Consider the following 15,400-nt stretch of genomic DNA (forward strand, 5'->3'; position numbering starts at 1 on the left):
TCTTCCGCCGGAGCTTCGCCTGCGGCTCGCCCCGGCGTCAGACCTTCGGACGCGCTCGCGCCGGTTGAGGTCGTGGCGTGGTCCTACCCCCCCGGCTGAGCTAGTCCCCCCACCGCCGCCACAAACCAAACAACACCGTCCCCGAGCCGTCAGGCTCGGGGACGGCGTTGTTGCAAGGGAATTAGTCAACCCAACGCTGGAACACGACGGAGACGTTGTGGCCGCCGAAGCCGAAGGAGTTGTTGAGGGCGGCGAGGGGGCCGTTGGGCAGCGGGCGGGGTTCGCCGTGCACGATGTCGAGGTCCACTTCGTCGTCGATGTCTTCGAGGTTGGCAGTGGGGGGCACGAGACCTTCCCGCAGTGCCAGGATCGTGAAGACCGACTCGAGGGCGCCGGCGCCGCCCAGGAGGTGGCCGGTCATCGACTTGGTGCCGGTCACGAGCAGCTTGGCGCTGACCTCGGGGCCCAGCGCGGCCTTGATGGAGGCCAGCTCGGCGACGTCGCCGGCGGGCGTGGAGGTGGCGTGCGCGTTGACGTGCGCGATGTCCTCGGGCTTGAGGCCGGCGTTGTCCAAAGCGCGGCGCATGGCCTTGGCCTGGCCGGTGCCCGACGGGTCGGGCAGCACGATGTCGTAGGCGTCGCCGGAGTAGCCGCAGCCGGAGGCGATGCCGTGGATCGTGGCGCCGCGGGCGCGGGCGTGCTCCTCGGACTCCAGGATCATCACGGCGGAGCCCTCGCCGAGGACGAAGCCGTCGCGGTTCTTGTCGTACGGGCGGGACGCGCGCTCGGGCTCGTCGTTACGGGTCGACATCGCGCGCATGGCGCCGAACGAGGCCATCTGCAGCGGGTGGATGCACGCCTCGGTGCCGCCGCAGATCACGATGTCGGCGCGGCCGTTGCGGATCATGTCGATGGCGTAGCCGACGGCCTCGGCGGAGGAGGCGCAGGCGCTGACCATGCCGTGCGAGCCGGCCATCGCGCCGTACTCGATGCCGACGTGCCCGGCCGAGCCGTTCGGCATCAGCATGGGGACGGTGAACGGCGAGACCCGGGTCCAGCCCTTCTCCTTCTCGACCTCATAGCTGGTGAGGGCCGAGTGCAGGCCGCCGATGCCGGTGGAGACGACCACGCCGAGCCGGTCGCCGTCGGCGATCTCGAATCCCTCGGCGTCGTCTTCGTAGCCCTTCTTGGTGCGCGGCTTGAGACCGGCGTTCGCCCAGGCCTCCTTCGCCGCGATCAGCGCGATCGCCTGGCAGCGGTCCAACCGGCGCAGCGCCTGCTTGGGCATGACCTCGGACGGGTCCACCGCGAGCGTGGCCGCGAACCGCACCGGAAGCTGGTCGACGTTCTCCCAGTCGAGCTTGCGCACCCCGGACTTGCCGGCGAGCAGCGCGGACCAGGTCGACGGCAGGTCTCCACCGAGAGGTGTCGTGGCACCCATGCCGGTGACGACGACTGTGGTCTGGCTCGTGCTCATCAGTGCTCCTCGCAAACTGGGGGTTGGAAAGCGGCGCGCCGCAGCGATGCCGGTGGCGCGCCGCACCCCGGCATCGTCAGGCCTGCAGGTTCTGGACGAAGTTGATGACGTCCTTGACCGTCTTGAGGTTGCGAAGCTCGTCGTCCGGGATCTCGACGCCGAACTTGTCCTGCGCGGCCACCGCGATCTCTACCATCGACAGCGAGTCGATGTCGAGATCGTCGATGAAGTTCTTCTCCGGCGTCACCTCGTCCTTGTCGATGCCGACGATCTCGTCGATGATCTCGGCGAGGCCGTCCAGGATCTGCTGCTCGGTGGCTTGTGCCATGTTGTGCCTTCTCCTCCTTGATTGGTCCAGCGCAGGACGATCGGCGCCTACGGGATCTGGATGACTTGGGCAGCGTAGGCCAGGCCGGCGCCGAACCCGATCAACAGGGCAGGGTCTCCGGACCGGACGTCACCGCGTTCGATCATGTGGGCCAGGGCGAGCGGGATCGAGGCCGCCATGGTGTTGCCGGAGGTGACGATGTCGTCCGCCACCACGGCGTTGCTCGCGCCCACCTTGCGCGCGATCGAGTCGATGATGCGCAGGTTGGCCTGGTGCGGCACGATCGCGCCGAGGTCGGCGGGCGTGATGCCCGCGCGCTCGCACGCCTCGAGCGCGACCGGAGCGATCGCGGTGGTCGCCCACCGGAACACCGCCTGGCCCTCCTGGGTGATGAAGGAGTTGCGGTCGGCGATGGAGATCTTCTCGGACTGGTCGCCGGCACTGCCCCACACGACCGGTCCGATGCCGGGCTCGTCGCTGCCGGTCACGACGGCCGCGCCCGCGCCGTCGGCGAAGATGATGCAGGTCGAACGGTCGGTCCAGTCGATCCACTGCGAGGTCTTCTCGGCACCGATCACCAGCACGTTGCGGGCGCTGCCGCCGCGGACCGCGGCGCTGGCGGTGGCCAGTGCGTAACAGAAGCCCGAGCAGGCGGCGTTGAGGTCGAACGCGCCGGGCGAGTGGATGCCGAGCCGGTGCGCGGTGGGCGCCGACACGTTCGGCATGGGCACGTCGTGTGACGCCGTGGCGACGATGACGAGGTCGATGTCCTCGGGGTCGAGACCACTACCGGCCAGCGCCTTGCCGCCCGCGTGCACGGCCATGTCGACGAGCGACTCGTCGTCGCCGGCGATGCGCCGCTCGGCGATGCCGACGCGGCTGCGGATCCATTCGTCGTTGGTGTCGACGGTCTTGGCCAGGTCGTCGTTGGTGACGACCTTGGACGGCTGGTAGTCGCCGAACGAGAGAATCCGGGCACCCGGAGCGACGTTCGGCACGCGCAGCCGTGCCCGCGGAGTCGGTGTCGTCATGAGGTGTGCGCCTCGATCAGGTCACGGGCCTTGTCGAGGTCCTCAGGAGTCTTCAGGGCAAGTGTTGCCACACCGGCGTCCTTGAGCTCGCGCTTGGCGAGCCCGACCAGGGTGCCGGCGGGCGGCAGTTCGATGATCGCGGTGACGCCCAGCTCCCGCATGGTGGCCATGCAGGCGTCCCAGCGCACCGGGGCGCTGACCTGCTCGACGAGGCGGCCGAGGTACTCCCGGCCGGAGCCGACGACCGCGCCATCGCGGTTGGACAGCAGCGTGGTCGCGGGGTCGGCCACCGGCGCGCCCGGTGCGAGCCGGCGCAGCGTGTCGACGGCGGGGGCCATGTGCTCGGTGTGGAACGCGCCGGCGACCGACAGCGTCCGCAGCCGCGCCTTCGGTGGCGGCTCACTCGCGAAGTCCTCGAGCTGTGCCTTCGTGCCGGCGGCCACGACCTGGCCGGCGCCGTTGACGTTGGCGGGGGTGAGGCCGTGCTTGTCGATCGCGGCGAGCACCTCGTCGGTGTCGCCGCCGAGCACCGCCGTCATGCCGGTCTCGGTGACCGCGGCGGCCTCGGCCATGGCGCGGCCCCGTTCGCGGACGAGCACCAGCGCGGTCTCCGGGGAGAGCACGCCGGCGATCGCCGCGGCGGCCAGCTCGCCGACGCTGTGGCCCGCGACCGCGTCGGGCCGCGCGGCGCCGGGGTAGAGCGTCTCGTAGGCGGCGAGCGCGGCGGCGACCAGCAGCGGCTGGGCCACGGCGGTGTCACGGATCTCCTCGGCGTCGGCCGTCGTGCCGTAGCGCACCAGGTCCAGTCCGGTGACGGCGGACCACCATGCCAGGCGGTCGGCGACACCGGGTACCTCTAGCCATGGCTGAAGGAAGCCGGGGGTCTGGGCGCCCTGGCCGGGCGATGCGAGGAGAATCACAGACCCCAGCCTGCCCGCTGCGGGCCGGTCGTGCCGATGCGGATCAGCACGAACTTTCGTCGCAGGGGTTTGTACGACACCTACAAGGCGGAAATACGGGACATCGTGTCGGACCGGGTCTCATGTCCTGGCTGGACGGGTCCCGAACCTGCCGAGCACCAGCGCGATCCTGAGCGTGAAGGCGTTCCGGCCGTCCGTCGGGGCGAGCCCGGTCAGCTCGGTGACGCGCCTCAACCGGTAACGCACGGTGTTGGGGTGAACGAACAGCAGCCGGGCGGTCGCCTCCAGCGAGGAACCCTGTTCCAGGTACGTCGCGAGGGTGTCCAGCAGGGGAGCACCGGCCGCGCACATCGGGTCGTACACGTGCTCGATGAGGTAGCCCCGGGCCTCCTCATCACCATCGAGGGCCCGTTCGGGCAGCAGCTCGGCGGCCAGCACGGGCCGCGGCGCGTCCGGCCACCCGGCCGCCGCTCGCAGCCCGGCCAGCGCGGCGCGCGCCGAAGTGGTCGAGTCATAGAGGTCGTCGACGGGCGGCCCGACGACGACCGGCCCGGGCCCGCACTTGGCGGCGACGGGACGGGCCGCCTCCAGCGGATCCTCGGCGCCGCCCACGATCACGATCACCCGGTGGCCCTGGACCCCGGCGAGCACGTCCACACGGGCGCGCCGCGCGGCCAGCTGCATCTGGTCGATGATGACCTCGGGCTCCTCGTCCTCGGGGGTGAACCCGGCGATCACCGTCACCGGCTTGGAGGTCCAGCCCAGCGCGGCCGCCCACGAGTGCATGCCGTCGTCGACCTCGCCGCGCAGCACCGCGTTGACGACCAGCGCCTCCAGGCGCGCGTCCCAGGCGGCACGGGTCTCGGCGGCCTGCGCGTAGACCTGGGCGGCGCCGAACGCGACCTCCCGGGTGTAGCGCAGGATCGCCTCGCGCAACTGGGCCTCGCCGCCGGGGGCGGCGAGGTCGTCGAGCCGGGTCTCCACCACGTCGATGATGACCCGGACCATGTCGATGGTGTGCTTCAGCTTGATCGAACGCAGCAGCTCGCGCGGCGCGGTGCCGAACACCTCACCGGCGATCGCGGGCCGGGACTCCTCGGCGCTTTTGAACCACTCGACGAACGCGGCGATGCCCGCCTGGGCCACCAGTCCGATCCAGGAGCGCTGGTCGGCCGGCATGCGCCGGAACCAGGGCAGCTGCTCCTCCATGCTGGCCAGGGCGGCCGTGCCGAACGTGCCCATGGCCTTTTCGAGCCGCCCGGTGGTCTTCTGCCGGATGGCGGCGTCGCTCGCGTTGTCCACACCCTTAGAGTGCCACTATCCCGGGCCTATTCCGGCCCGCCACCACAGCCTTCGGCGTTCTGACCACCAGAACGAGGCTCACTCGGAGACGAAAAAGTGCCCGCAGCAGCAGGTTTCCATGCTCACCAGGTGAGCATTTTCAGCCCGCAAGGCTGCATCGCTTTCAGCCCAGGAGCCACATCGCTGAACGGGGTCAGGCCGGCTTGGTGACGTGGGCGGGATCGCCCATCGCGATGTACGTGAGGTTGCTCAGCGAACGCGAATCCGGAGCCAGATAGTCGCTGTGACCGCCGCCTCCGGCGTCGAAGACACGCGCGCCGAAGCGGGCCGAGACCGGATCGGGGCCCAGCCCGAGGCCGAAGATGCGGACGTGCGGCACGTCCTCCATCCAGTCGGTGGCGCCGCGTCCCGCCCAGATCCGGGCGGTGCGGCTGAGCCGGCCGGCCGACCAGGCGGTCGTTCCGGGGCTGCCGAACAGGGCGATGTCGGTCACCTGCCGCCAGCCTTCGCGGGCCGGTCCCGCCCCGGCCATGGCCGCGCGGCCGCAGACCACAGAGCCGTAGCTGTGGCACAGCAGGCCGACCTTGGCCGTGCGATTGACCCGGTTGAGCCCGGCGAGGAACGTTCTGAGCTCGGCGGCACCCTGCCCCGCCCGCTCATCGGTGAGCACATCGCTGCTGAACGTCCGGGGCGCGGCGTATCCCAGCCAGGCGACCACGGCCAGCCCGGGCTCTGGATTGATCTTGCGTGCGTGCTCGTAGACCGCGCGGGCCCCGCCGCCGGGGGCCGACCACGGCTTGCCGGACTTGGAATCGAAGTCGGACAGGGTGGAGTCGGCGCCCGGGACCACCACCGCCACCCGGCGGGCACGGGTGAGGTCCCCGACGACCTCGATGGCGCGGCCTCGGCCGCGCGGATCAAAATAGAGGAATCTCCGGCCCGGCTGCAGAAGGGCCCCGAGAGCCTTGGCCCGCTCCCTGTCGCCCACGGAGTGGGCGGTCTCCAATGCCTGCTCGATCGCTTGCCGCTCGATGTCGAACCGCGCGTCCAGGGTCGAAGGCGCCATCGAGGGCACCGCCGGCGGAGCCGCGTACGGGTCGGCATGGCCGGTGCCCGCGGTCGTCAGCAGGACACCGGTGATGGTGACGGCGCAGGCCAGAGCACGCCTGAGCCGTCGTGCACGCTTGGGCCGTGCGTGCTTGGGCTGTGCACGTTTGGAGTGTGCACCCTTCGACTGCGCACGCCGCTGCGAGGCGAGGTGTGAAGGCGAGGTCGCGGGCGTCTGGAGGTCGCCCTCCAGCAGAATTCCGCGAGGGGCGGTCGTACGAGGCGGCATGGTCCGTCGTTTCTACCGGATGGCGGCTTATGCTCCGCGCACCCAGGGGTCGGCGTGCGTGTCCCGGATCGACCCCGGCGCCGTACGAGCAAGGCATTTGGGGCTTCCTCGTTTGATGTACGAGAAGGCCCCGAAGTTGGGATCAAGATCCCAGCCGTTCATCTGTCCCGACCAGTGTCACGACCGGCCTCGTTCGAACCTGTGGGCGAGTGCCCAGAACCCCGCCAGGGCGGCGGCGAAGGCGAGCAGCCACGGCAGCCGGGCCAGGAGCCACGCCGGAGTGTCGGGCGCGGAGTGCAGCCCGGGCAGCGTCCCGGCGGCAAGGGCGGCGCCGACCGTGATCGTCATCAACGCCGTCTGGTGCCAGAGGAACACCGTCATGGCTGAGAGGTTCGCCAGAGCCACTCCCGCCCACGCCCGGGGCCGTTCCATCCAGCGCGCCAGCGGCTGCCGCAGCAGCAGGGCCAGCCCGACCTGGGCGACGCCGAAGGCCACCGCGGCCAGGGTCGGCGGGTTGAGGTTGGAGACTGCGGCGCCCGGCACCCCGACCATGCTCGCCGGATACCCCGCGTACATGATCAGGCCCGCGGTGGCGCCCGCGCCTCCGGCCAGCAGGCCCACGGCGGTCCGGCGGGAGCCCAGCTTCCCGTTCGCCCACGCGACGCCCAGGTAGAACGGGACGGCCCAACCGGTGATCACGGTCGCCCAGCCGAGCCAGGCCGGGCCGTCCAGCCCGAACGTGGCCCAGTCGAATCCGGCCCAGTCGAATCTGACCGTGTCGATCGCGGCGGTGACGGCCACCGGGATCGCGGCGCCCCAGACGCCCAGGCGCCGCCAGGCCGCCGTGATCAGCGGAGTGAGCGCGGTCAGCGCGCCGTACACCGCCAGGAACCACAGCGGGCTCAGCACCAGCTTGACCAGCGACCGCAGCGTCTCCGGCTCGTATCCGGCCCACCACAGCGCCGCCGTGGCCGGGACCCAGGCGAGGAGGAGCACCGGTACGGGCCGGAGCAGCCGCGCCATCCGGCGCTTCAGCCAGGGCAGGTACGCTTCGCCGGCCCGGTGCCCCTTCGCCGCCGTGTAGCCCCCGACCAGGAAGAAGATCGCCAACGTCTGGAGCACCCACGACACCGGGGCGAACGCGGGCATGGACGCGAGCGGACTGGTCACGGCCAGCTGCCCGTTCCCGCTCGGCACGAACGCCGTGACGAGCCAGTGCCCGAGGATCACACCGAGAATGGCGAACGCCCGAAGAGCGTCCACGGCACGATCGCGGTTGGGCGGAGTGGCGGCGTTGATCCGCGCCACGACCCCCCGCCCCGCAGCAGGGCTGGTGGCAGCGGGGTGCGGGTTACGCGCCCTGGTGCCGAGCATGGCAGGCCTCCGGGTTCTGGCCGAGGGCGATGAGCGCGAGGTTGCGGAGGGAGGGGCTGCCGGGCTTGAGGTACTCGCTGTGCGTGCCGCCGCCGGCGTCGAAGCGGACCGCGCCGAACCTCGCGTCCGTCGGGTCCTCGCCGAACCCCAGGCCCGCGAACTCGACCTTCGGCACGTACTCCGTCCAGTCGCCGGCCGCGCGGCCGGCCCAGACCCGTGCCCGTGTCCGCATGTCGGCGACCGAGTCGAGGGAGGTGCCGGGGCTGCCGAAGAGGGCGATCTCGTCCACCGCCAGCCCGCCCTTCGCGGCGGCCTTGCCGACGATGACCGAGCCGTAGCTGTGGGCCAGCAGCGAGTACCGGGCGGCGGGATTCACGCCGTGCAGCTCGTCGAGGAACCGGCGTAGCCCGCGGGCGGCGGAGGCGGCCCGGCCGCTGGTGAGGACGACCGGGCTGAGCGTGGACGGCGAGTCGTAGCCAAGCCAGGCGACCACGGCGATGCGCTCGCCCGGGACGTCCCTGCGCATCTGCTCATAGAGAGCCTTGGCGCCGCCGCCAACGAACTTCCAGCTGTCGTAGGTGTCCAGCTCGCCGTCCGCGCCGGGTACGACGACCGCGATCCTGTCGGCGCGCGCGAGGTCGCCGTGGACTTCGACGGCCTTGCCTGCGCCGCGCCCGTCGAACGAGAGAAAGCGGCGGCCAGAGCCGAGGAAGGCCGACAGAACGCGGACCCGCTCCTCGTCGCCGAGCCTTCGCGCGGTGGTGAGCGCCTCGCCGGTGTCCTTGAGAACGGCGTGGTAGCGAGCCTCGAGATTCGGCCGGGAGAGGTGCACGGCCGCGTGGGGCGCCGCGTACGGCTCGGGCCTGCTCGCGCCGCTGGTCAGCGTCGACGCCGTCAGGATCGCCAGGGCGACGAGCAGGATCCTGCGCGTGGATCTGTCCTGGCGGGTCGAACGGCCCATTCTCCACGTCCTTCCTGTTCAGCGGGTGTCTCCCACTGATCAGGAAGGTAGGAAGGGGACGTTGTAACGCAGATCAACCCAGGGAGCCGTCTTCGCGCGTACGACCCCGGTGTGACGAGTGCTACCGACGACCCGGGCTACGGCGCGGGCAACGACCCCGGCTACGACCCGGGCGTGACGAGGCCGACTTCGTACGCGTAGACGATCGCCTGGGGCCGGTCGCGGAGGCCGAGCTTCATCAGGATGCGGCCGAAGTGGGTCTTGACGGTCTGCTCCGCGACCACCAGCTCGGCCGCGATCTCGCCATTGGACAGGCCGCGGGCGACCAGGGCCAGCACCTCGGTCTCCCGCTCGGTGAGAGCGTCCAGCTGCTTGCGGGCGGGCTGCCGGGGCGCGCCGAGCCGCGAGAACTCCGCGATCAGCCGCTTGGTGATCGAGGGCGACAGCAGCGCGTCGCCCGCGGCCACGACCCGGACGGCGTCGGACAGCTCCGTGGCCGAGGCGTCCTTCAGCAGGAACCCGCTTGCCCCCGCGCGCAACGCCTCGTACACGTAGTCGTCCAGGTCGAACGTGGTCAGCATGAGGACCTTGGGCAGCGGCTCGCCCTCGCCCTGGCTTGTGCCCCCGCCCTGGCTTGTGCCCCCGCCCTCCGCCGACAGCAGGCGCCGCGTCGCCTCCAGCCCGTCCATGACGGGCATCCGCACGTCCATGAGGACGACGTCCGGGCGCAGCTCGTCGATCCGGCGCAGGCCCTCTTCGCCGTTCACCGCCTCACCGACGACCTCGATGTCGGGCTGGGCGTTCAGGAGCACGCCGAAGCCGGTGCGCACCATGCCCTGGTCGTCGACGATCACGACCTTGATGCTCACGTGTACCCCTTCTCCCGCCGCCTCGTGCGCCTGCCGCCTAATGCGCCTATTGCCGCCTGGTGGGCAGTGTCGCATCCACCTCGAACCCCCCGGCCAGCGTCGGGCCGGCGGTGAGCTCGCCGCCCAGCATGGCAGCCCGCTCGCGCATCCCGACCAGACCGTGCCCGCCGCCGGGCGGCGGCTCCTGCGGCCTGCGGCTGCCCGGCGGCGGCTCGTTCACCACGCTCACCCGCAGCGCCTCCGCGGCGAAGTCGATCGCGACCACCACCGTGGACCCGGGCGCGTGCCGCATCGCGTTGCTGAGCGCCTCCTGGACGATCCGGTAGATGGTCAGCTCGTAGCCCGGTGGCACGTGCCGCCGGTCGCCGGTCTCGGTGAACGTCACGCTCAGCCCGGCGCCGCGCGCGCCGGCCACGAGCTCGTCCATCCGGTCGAGGCTGGGCTGCGGCGCGGTCTCAGCGCCGTCCTCCTGCCGGAGAACGCCCAGGATGCGGCGCAGCTCGGTCAGCGCGTCGAGGGCGGTCGCCCGTATCTCCGACAGGTCCTGGCGGGTCTCGGCGGGCAGTTCGGTGACCTTGTACGGCGCGGCCTCCGCCTGGATGGCGATCATGGACATGTGGTGGGCCACGACGTCGTGCAGCTCCCGGGCGATGCGCTGGCGTTCGGTCAGCACCGCCTCGGTGGCCTGGTGGCGGCGCTCCTGCTCGGCCAGCTCGCGCTGGGCGGCCTCCTCGCGTTCCTGCAGCTCCTGGCGGCTCACCACACGCTGCCGGACGACGAATCCGGCCAGCACCGGCAGCAGGATCACCACGCTGGCGCCACCCGCGTTCGACGAGGCCAGGATCCAGGTGCCGAGGATGGAGATCCCGCTGACGCCGATCGTGATGTGGCGTTCGCAGCGCACGGCCACCGAGTAGAGGATCAGGATCGCGGCGATGGCGGCGCCCGGGAGGAACGGCGTGGTCATCCAGCGCTCGACCTGAGGTGTGCCGAAGAGGATCCCCACCGCGATGATCCGCCAGGCGCCCAGCGGATGGCGTTGCCGAAGCGCCAGCGGCAGGGCGGCGCTGAGAGCGATGAGGAAGAAGAGCAGAGGGTTGGAGTACTCCTGGTCCACCCTGTGCGACTCGTTCGTGAGCACCGAGTACGAGCCGAAGAAGATCGCGATCGCGATGCCCAGGTCAACGAGCTGCATGACCAGGCCGAACCGCAGCCGCCCGATCCCGATGCGCCTGGTCCACCGAAGCCCGAGCGGCCACGGCTGCTCGGACGGGGCAGGGCCGGCCCTGCCGGTGAACGCGGCGGCGACGAACGGGAGGTACAGCAGCCGGAACGTGTCGCCCGCGCCGCGGTCCTGGGTGTCGTCGCTGGTCATATGGCCAGGCTATTGGGCCGCCGGATCGCCCGGATGACACCCTGGTGCGACACGGGTGTCATACCTGGGTACGGTCTCGATCGTGGAGCCCGTTGAAGCCCTGCGCCGGATCGCGTTCTTCCTCGAACGCGCACATGAGCCGACCTACCGCGTACGCGCCTTCCGCAAAGCCGCCGACCTGGTGGAGCAGATGCCACCGGACGAGCTGGCCGGGCACGCCCGCAACGGCACGCTGACCGGGCTGCCCGGCATCGGCAAGGTCACCGCGCTGGTGATCGAGGAGTCGCTGCGCGGCGACGTGCCGGTCTATCTGCGGCGGTTGGAAGCCACTGAGGGAGAGCCGGTCGACGAGGCGGCGGCCGTACTGCGTTCGGCGCTCAGGGGTGATCTCCACACGCACAGCGACTGGTCCGACGGTGGTTCGCCCATCCGCGAGATGGCCGAGACGGCTCGTTCGCTGGGGCACGAGTACATCGCGCTCACTGACCACTCGCCCCGGCTGACGGTGGCCAACGGCCTGTCGGCGGACCGCCTCCGCCATCAGCTGGACGTGGTGGCGGAGCTGAACGAGGAGCTCGCGCCGTTCCGGATCCTCACCGGCATCGAGGTCGACATCCTTGAGGACGGCTCGCTCGACCAGGAGGACGAGCTCCTCGACCGCCTTGACGTCGTCGTGGCGAGCGTGCACTCCAAGCTGCGCATGGACAAGGTCGGCATGACCAAGCGCATGGTCGCGGCGATCGCCAACCCGCGGGTGAACGTGCTCGGGCACTGCACGGGCCGGATCGTGAAGGCGGGCGGCAAACGGGGTGGGCTCCGGCCGGAGTCGGAGTTCGAGGCCGCGCTCGTCTTCGACGCGTGCGCCGCGTACGACGTCGCCGTAGAGATCAACTCGCGGCCGGAGCGGCTCGATCCGCCCAAGCGGCTGCTGCGCCTCGCGGTCGAGGCCGGCTGCCGTTTCTCGATCGACTCGGACGCCCACGCGCCCGGCCAGCTCGACTGGCAGCCGTTCGGCTGTGACCGCGCCGCCCGCTGCGCCGTGCGCCCCGACCAGATCGTCAACACTCTCCCTGTCGACGACCTCCTGAGCTGGACGCGCGGCAAATAATCCGACAATTCGACGAGCGCACTGCCCATGCGGCGGGTGGCTGAACGGTCGGCGGGTAGTTGGACGTACGGCGAACAACAGGTGAACGAGGGCTGAGCGCCGTTGGTTGCTTGGGTGAATTGCCTGATTATTCATCTGTGTGTCTCTCGGTGGACGGTCTTCCCTCGGCACACTGTCGGCTGTTCGGTCCGGCGACCGCCGTACCGCGAGAACGTCTGAACGAGGTCATGCCATGTCCGAAGCATTCGCCGGCTCCCCTGTAGACCCCGACGACCAGAGCTCGAACCCTTCGGGGAACGAGGCGTTCCAGGACGTCGTGGAGCGGCGGTTGTCCCGCCGCGGGGTGTTGCGCACCGGAGGGATGGTGGCCGCGGCCGGATTCCTCGGCACCGGTGCCGTGGCGGGCGTCGCGCAGGCCACCGGCGGTGCGAGCCGCGAGGCCGTGGCGGCCGCCGGCTCGTCGGGCCGGGGACGCGGGCTGCTGCGCTTCAAGGCGGTGCCGCCCAGCGCCGCCGACACGCTGACGGTGCCGGAGGGCTACACCGCCCAGGTGCTGATCCCGTGGGGCACCCCGATCCGCGCCGGCGGCCCCGCCTGGAAGAAGGACGCGTCCAACACCGCGGCCGAGCAGGCGCAGCAGATCGGCATGCACCACGACGGCATGCACTACTTCCCGATGTCGCGCGGTGGTGACCAGGGTCTGCTCGTCCTCAACCACGAGTACGTCGACACCACGCTGCTCTACAAGGACGGCAACGCGACCGTCACCAAGGAAAAGGTCGACAAGGGACTCCACGGGCACGGCGTCAGCGTCGTGAAGGTCTCCCGCCACAAGGGCGGCTGGCGGCTGCGCGACTCCAAGTACAACCGGCGCATCCACGGCAACACCCCGATGACGTTCTCCGGCCCGGTCAAGGGCAACCACCCCGAGCTGGCCGCCAGCGGCCCGGTCCGGGGCACGCTCAACAACTGCTCCAGCGGCTACACCCCGTGGGGGACGTACGTCACCTGCGAGGAGAACTGGAACAGCTACTTCGGCACCGACAAGGCCGGATGGGCGCCGGACACCGAGCAGAAGCGCTATGGCGTGCAGGCGAGCAGCGCGCCGTACAACTGGCACAAGGCCGACCCGCGCTTCGACATCGCGGCCAACCCCAAGGAGGCCAACCGGTTCGGCTGGGTCGTCGAGATCGACCCGTTCGACCCGAAGAGCACTCCGGTGAAGCGCACCGCGCTGGGCCGTGTGAAGCACGAGAGCGCCACCGTCACCGAGTCCCGCGGCCGCGTCGTCGTCTACACCGGTGATGACCAGGACGGCGAGTACGTCTACAAGTTCGTGAGCAGCGAGCCCTGGCGCCGCCTGCGCGCGCGCCGCAAGAGCCCGCTGGACCACGGCACGCTCTACGTCGCCAAGTTCAACGACGACGGCACCGGCACCTGGCTGCCCCTCGTCTTCGGCAAGGGCCCGCTGACTGCGGCGAACGGCTGGAAGGACCAGGCCGACGTCCTGATCCGTACCCGTACCGCCGCCGACGCCGTGGGCGCCACCAAGCTCGACCGCCCCGAATGGGTCGCGGTGCACCCGCACAACAAGGACGTCTACCTCACGCTGACCAACGGCGCGGGCAATGGCGGCAAGGTCAACCCGCGCAAGCCCAACCCGTACGGCTCCATCGTGCGGTGGCGCGAGAAGCACGGCGACAACACCGCGCTGACGTTCACGTGGGACATCTTCGACCTCGCCGGCGACCCCAAGTATGACCCGACGGTCAAGCTGGGCCCCGACAACATCCACGGCTCCCCGGACGGCATCGGCTTCGACCGGTCCGGCCGGCTGTGGATCCAGACCGACATCTCCAACTCGTCGCAGAATCTGGCCAGCAAGGGCTACGACAACATCGGCAACAACATGATGCTCGCCTCCGACCCGAAGACGGGCGAGATCCGGCGCTTCCTCGTCGGCCCGCGCGGCGCGGAGATCACCGGCTGGACGATCTCGCCCGACCAGCGGTCGTTGTTCATCAACGTCCAGCACCCCGGCGAGGCCACGGCCGCGTGGGGCACGCCGACTCCCGAGAACCCGCGGGTGGTCAGCAACTGGCCGGATTACGACCCCCAGGGCCGCCCCCGCGCCGCCACCGTCGTGATCCGCAAGAAGGACGGCGGGGTCATCGGCACCTGACATCCGCGTTCCCTGCGGGCCGGGCAGCGTCAGCCTCCCGGCCCGCGGTTCGTTGACCGGTCCGGGTAGCGTCGGCACCGTCCCGATCAGCACGGAAGGACGGCGCGGATGACCGAGATCACCCACCGGTTCGTCGAGTCCACCAGCGGCCTGCGGATGCATGTCGCGGAGGCCGGTGAGGGGCCGCTGGTCCTGCTGCTGCACGGCTTCCCCGAGTGCTGGTATTCGTGGCGCCACCAGCTGACCGCCCTCGCGGAGGCGGGTTTCCACGCCGTCGCGCCCGACCAGCGCGGCTACGCCCGTACCGGTGGCCCCGAGGAGGTCGACAAGTACTCGCTCCTGCACCTGGTGGGCGACGCCGTCGGCCTCATCGAGGCGCTGGGCGCTGAGCAATCTTCGGTAATCGCTGAGCAATCTTCGGTAATCTCGCAACAGGCCTTTGTCATCGGCCACGACTGGGGTGCCCCGGTGGCCTGGGCCACGGCGCAGCTCCGGCCTGATCTCGTACGGGGCGTGGCGTGCCTGTCCGTGCCGCACCGGCCGCGCGGGTCGAAGCCGCCGGTCGCGACCATGCGCAAGCAGTTCGGCGATGGCTTCTACATGGTCCATTTCCAGCAGCCGGACGTGCCCGAGGCCGAGTTCGAACGCGCCCCCGCCGCGACGTTCCGGCGGATGTTGTACGCGGCGTCCGGCGACGGGCCGGCCGCCGCCCCGATCGTCCCGGCGGGCGGCGGCTTCCTCGACGTGTGCCCGGAGCCAGAGGAGTACCCGGACTGGCTGACCGCCGAGGACGTCGCCACGTTCGTCCGCGAATACGAGGGGACGGGCTTCAGCGGCCCGATCAACTGGTACCGCAACCTCGACCGCAACTGGGAGCTCACCGCCGCCTGGCATCGCGTGCCCGTCACGCCGCCCGCGCTTTACATCGTCGGGGACCGCGACACGGTGGTGGCCGGGCCGGGCACGCGGGAGAGGATCGATCGGATGTCGGACTTCGTGCCCAACCTGCGCGAGACCATCTGGCTGCCGGGCTGCGGTCACTGGACCCAGCAGGAACGCCCGACCGAGGTGAACGAGGCCCTGATCGGCTTCCTGCGCTCGCTCTGAGGAATGTCAGACCCCCGGCGTACGGTCGCG

Annotated in this window: 13 protein-coding genes; 3 read left to right on the top strand and 10 right to left on the bottom strand. The window is 70.8% G+C overall.

The features are described from left to right. Positions 1-181 precede the first annotated feature (181 nt). The 10 genes from ACH34W_RS24620 to ACH34W_RS24665 form a co-directional block, all read right to left on the bottom strand. Positions 182-1,477 (bottom strand): beta-ketoacyl-[acyl-carrier-protein] synthase family protein, encoded by a 1,296-nt coding sequence (locus ACH34W_RS24620; protein WP_395963368.1) that lies wholly within the window; start codon positions 1,475-1,477, stop codon positions 182-184. A 76-nt stretch (positions 1,478-1,553) separates the two neighbouring features. After that, on the bottom strand, positions 1,554-1,805 hold the full coding sequence (locus ACH34W_RS24625; RefSeq protein ID WP_151563511.1) for an acyl carrier protein: 252 nt from the start codon (positions 1,803-1,805) through the stop codon (positions 1,554-1,556). Positions 1,806-1,852: 47 nt separating this feature from the next. Then, positions 1,853-2,836, bottom strand: coding sequence for a beta-ketoacyl-ACP synthase III (locus ACH34W_RS24630; protein WP_395963369.1), 984 nt, complete (start codon positions 2,834-2,836; stop codon positions 1,853-1,855). Next, positions 2,833-3,756: an ACP S-malonyltransferase gene (locus ACH34W_RS24635; RefSeq protein WP_395963370.1), complete on the bottom strand. Its 924-nt coding sequence runs from the start codon at positions 3,754-3,756 to the stop codon at positions 2,833-2,835. Before ACH34W_RS24635 ends, ACH34W_RS24630 begins: the two co-directional genes overlap by 4 nt. Before the next feature lie 120 nt (positions 3,757-3,876). Further along, positions 3,877-5,058 (bottom strand): PucR family transcriptional regulator, encoded by a 1,182-nt coding sequence (locus ACH34W_RS24640; protein WP_395963371.1) that lies wholly within the window; start codon positions 5,056-5,058, stop codon positions 3,877-3,879. Between the two features lie 193 nt (positions 5,059-5,251). Continuing rightward, positions 5,252-6,394, bottom strand: a complete 1,143-nt coding sequence (locus ACH34W_RS24645) for an alpha/beta hydrolase (protein ID WP_395963372.1) — start codon at positions 6,392-6,394, stop codon at positions 5,252-5,254. A gap of 177 nt (positions 6,395-6,571) precedes the next feature. Continuing rightward, entirely contained in the window at positions 6,572-7,768 is a 1,197-nt protein-coding gene (locus ACH34W_RS24650; protein WP_395963373.1) for an acyltransferase, read from the bottom strand. Then, complete coding sequence (locus tag ACH34W_RS24655; protein WP_395963374.1) at positions 7,746-8,729, bottom strand: alpha/beta hydrolase; 984 nt, start codon at positions 8,727-8,729, stop codon at positions 7,746-7,748. The genes ACH34W_RS24650 and ACH34W_RS24655 overlap by 23 nt, the downstream gene beginning before the upstream one ends. Positions 8,730-8,890: 161 nt before the next feature. After that, positions 8,891-9,598: a response regulator gene (locus tag ACH34W_RS24660; RefSeq protein ID WP_395963375.1), complete on the bottom strand. Its 708-nt coding sequence runs from the start codon at positions 9,596-9,598 to the stop codon at positions 8,891-8,893. Positions 9,599-9,644: 46 nt separating this feature from the next. Continuing rightward, a complete protein-coding gene (locus ACH34W_RS24665; protein ID WP_395963376.1) occupies positions 9,645-10,973 on the bottom strand; it encodes a sensor histidine kinase in 1,329 nt (442 codons plus the stop codon). An 82-nt stretch (positions 10,974-11,055) separates the two neighbouring features. Between ACH34W_RS24665 and ACH34W_RS24670 the strand changes: the two genes are divergently transcribed. From ACH34W_RS24670 to ACH34W_RS24680, 3 genes are all read left to right on the top strand, one after another. Next, entirely contained in the window at positions 11,056-12,081 is a 1,026-nt protein-coding gene (locus tag ACH34W_RS24670; protein ID WP_395963377.1) for a PHP domain-containing protein, read from the top strand. Positions 12,082-12,313: 232 nt separating this feature from the next. Beyond that, a complete protein-coding gene (locus tag ACH34W_RS24675) occupies positions 12,314-14,263 on the top strand; it encodes a PhoX family protein (RefSeq protein WP_395963378.1) in 1,950 nt (649 codons plus the stop codon). A 108-nt stretch (positions 14,264-14,371) separates the two neighbouring features. Beyond that, positions 14,372-15,370, top strand: a complete 999-nt coding sequence (locus ACH34W_RS24680) for an alpha/beta fold hydrolase (RefSeq protein WP_395963379.1) — start codon at positions 14,372-14,374, stop codon at positions 15,368-15,370. Positions 15,371-15,400: the final 30 nt, after the last annotated feature.

The sequence above is a fragment of the Actinomadura sp. 6N118 genome (assembly GCF_044326415.1).
Lineage (GTDB): Bacteria > Actinomycetota > Actinomycetes > Streptosporangiales > Streptosporangiaceae > Spirillospora.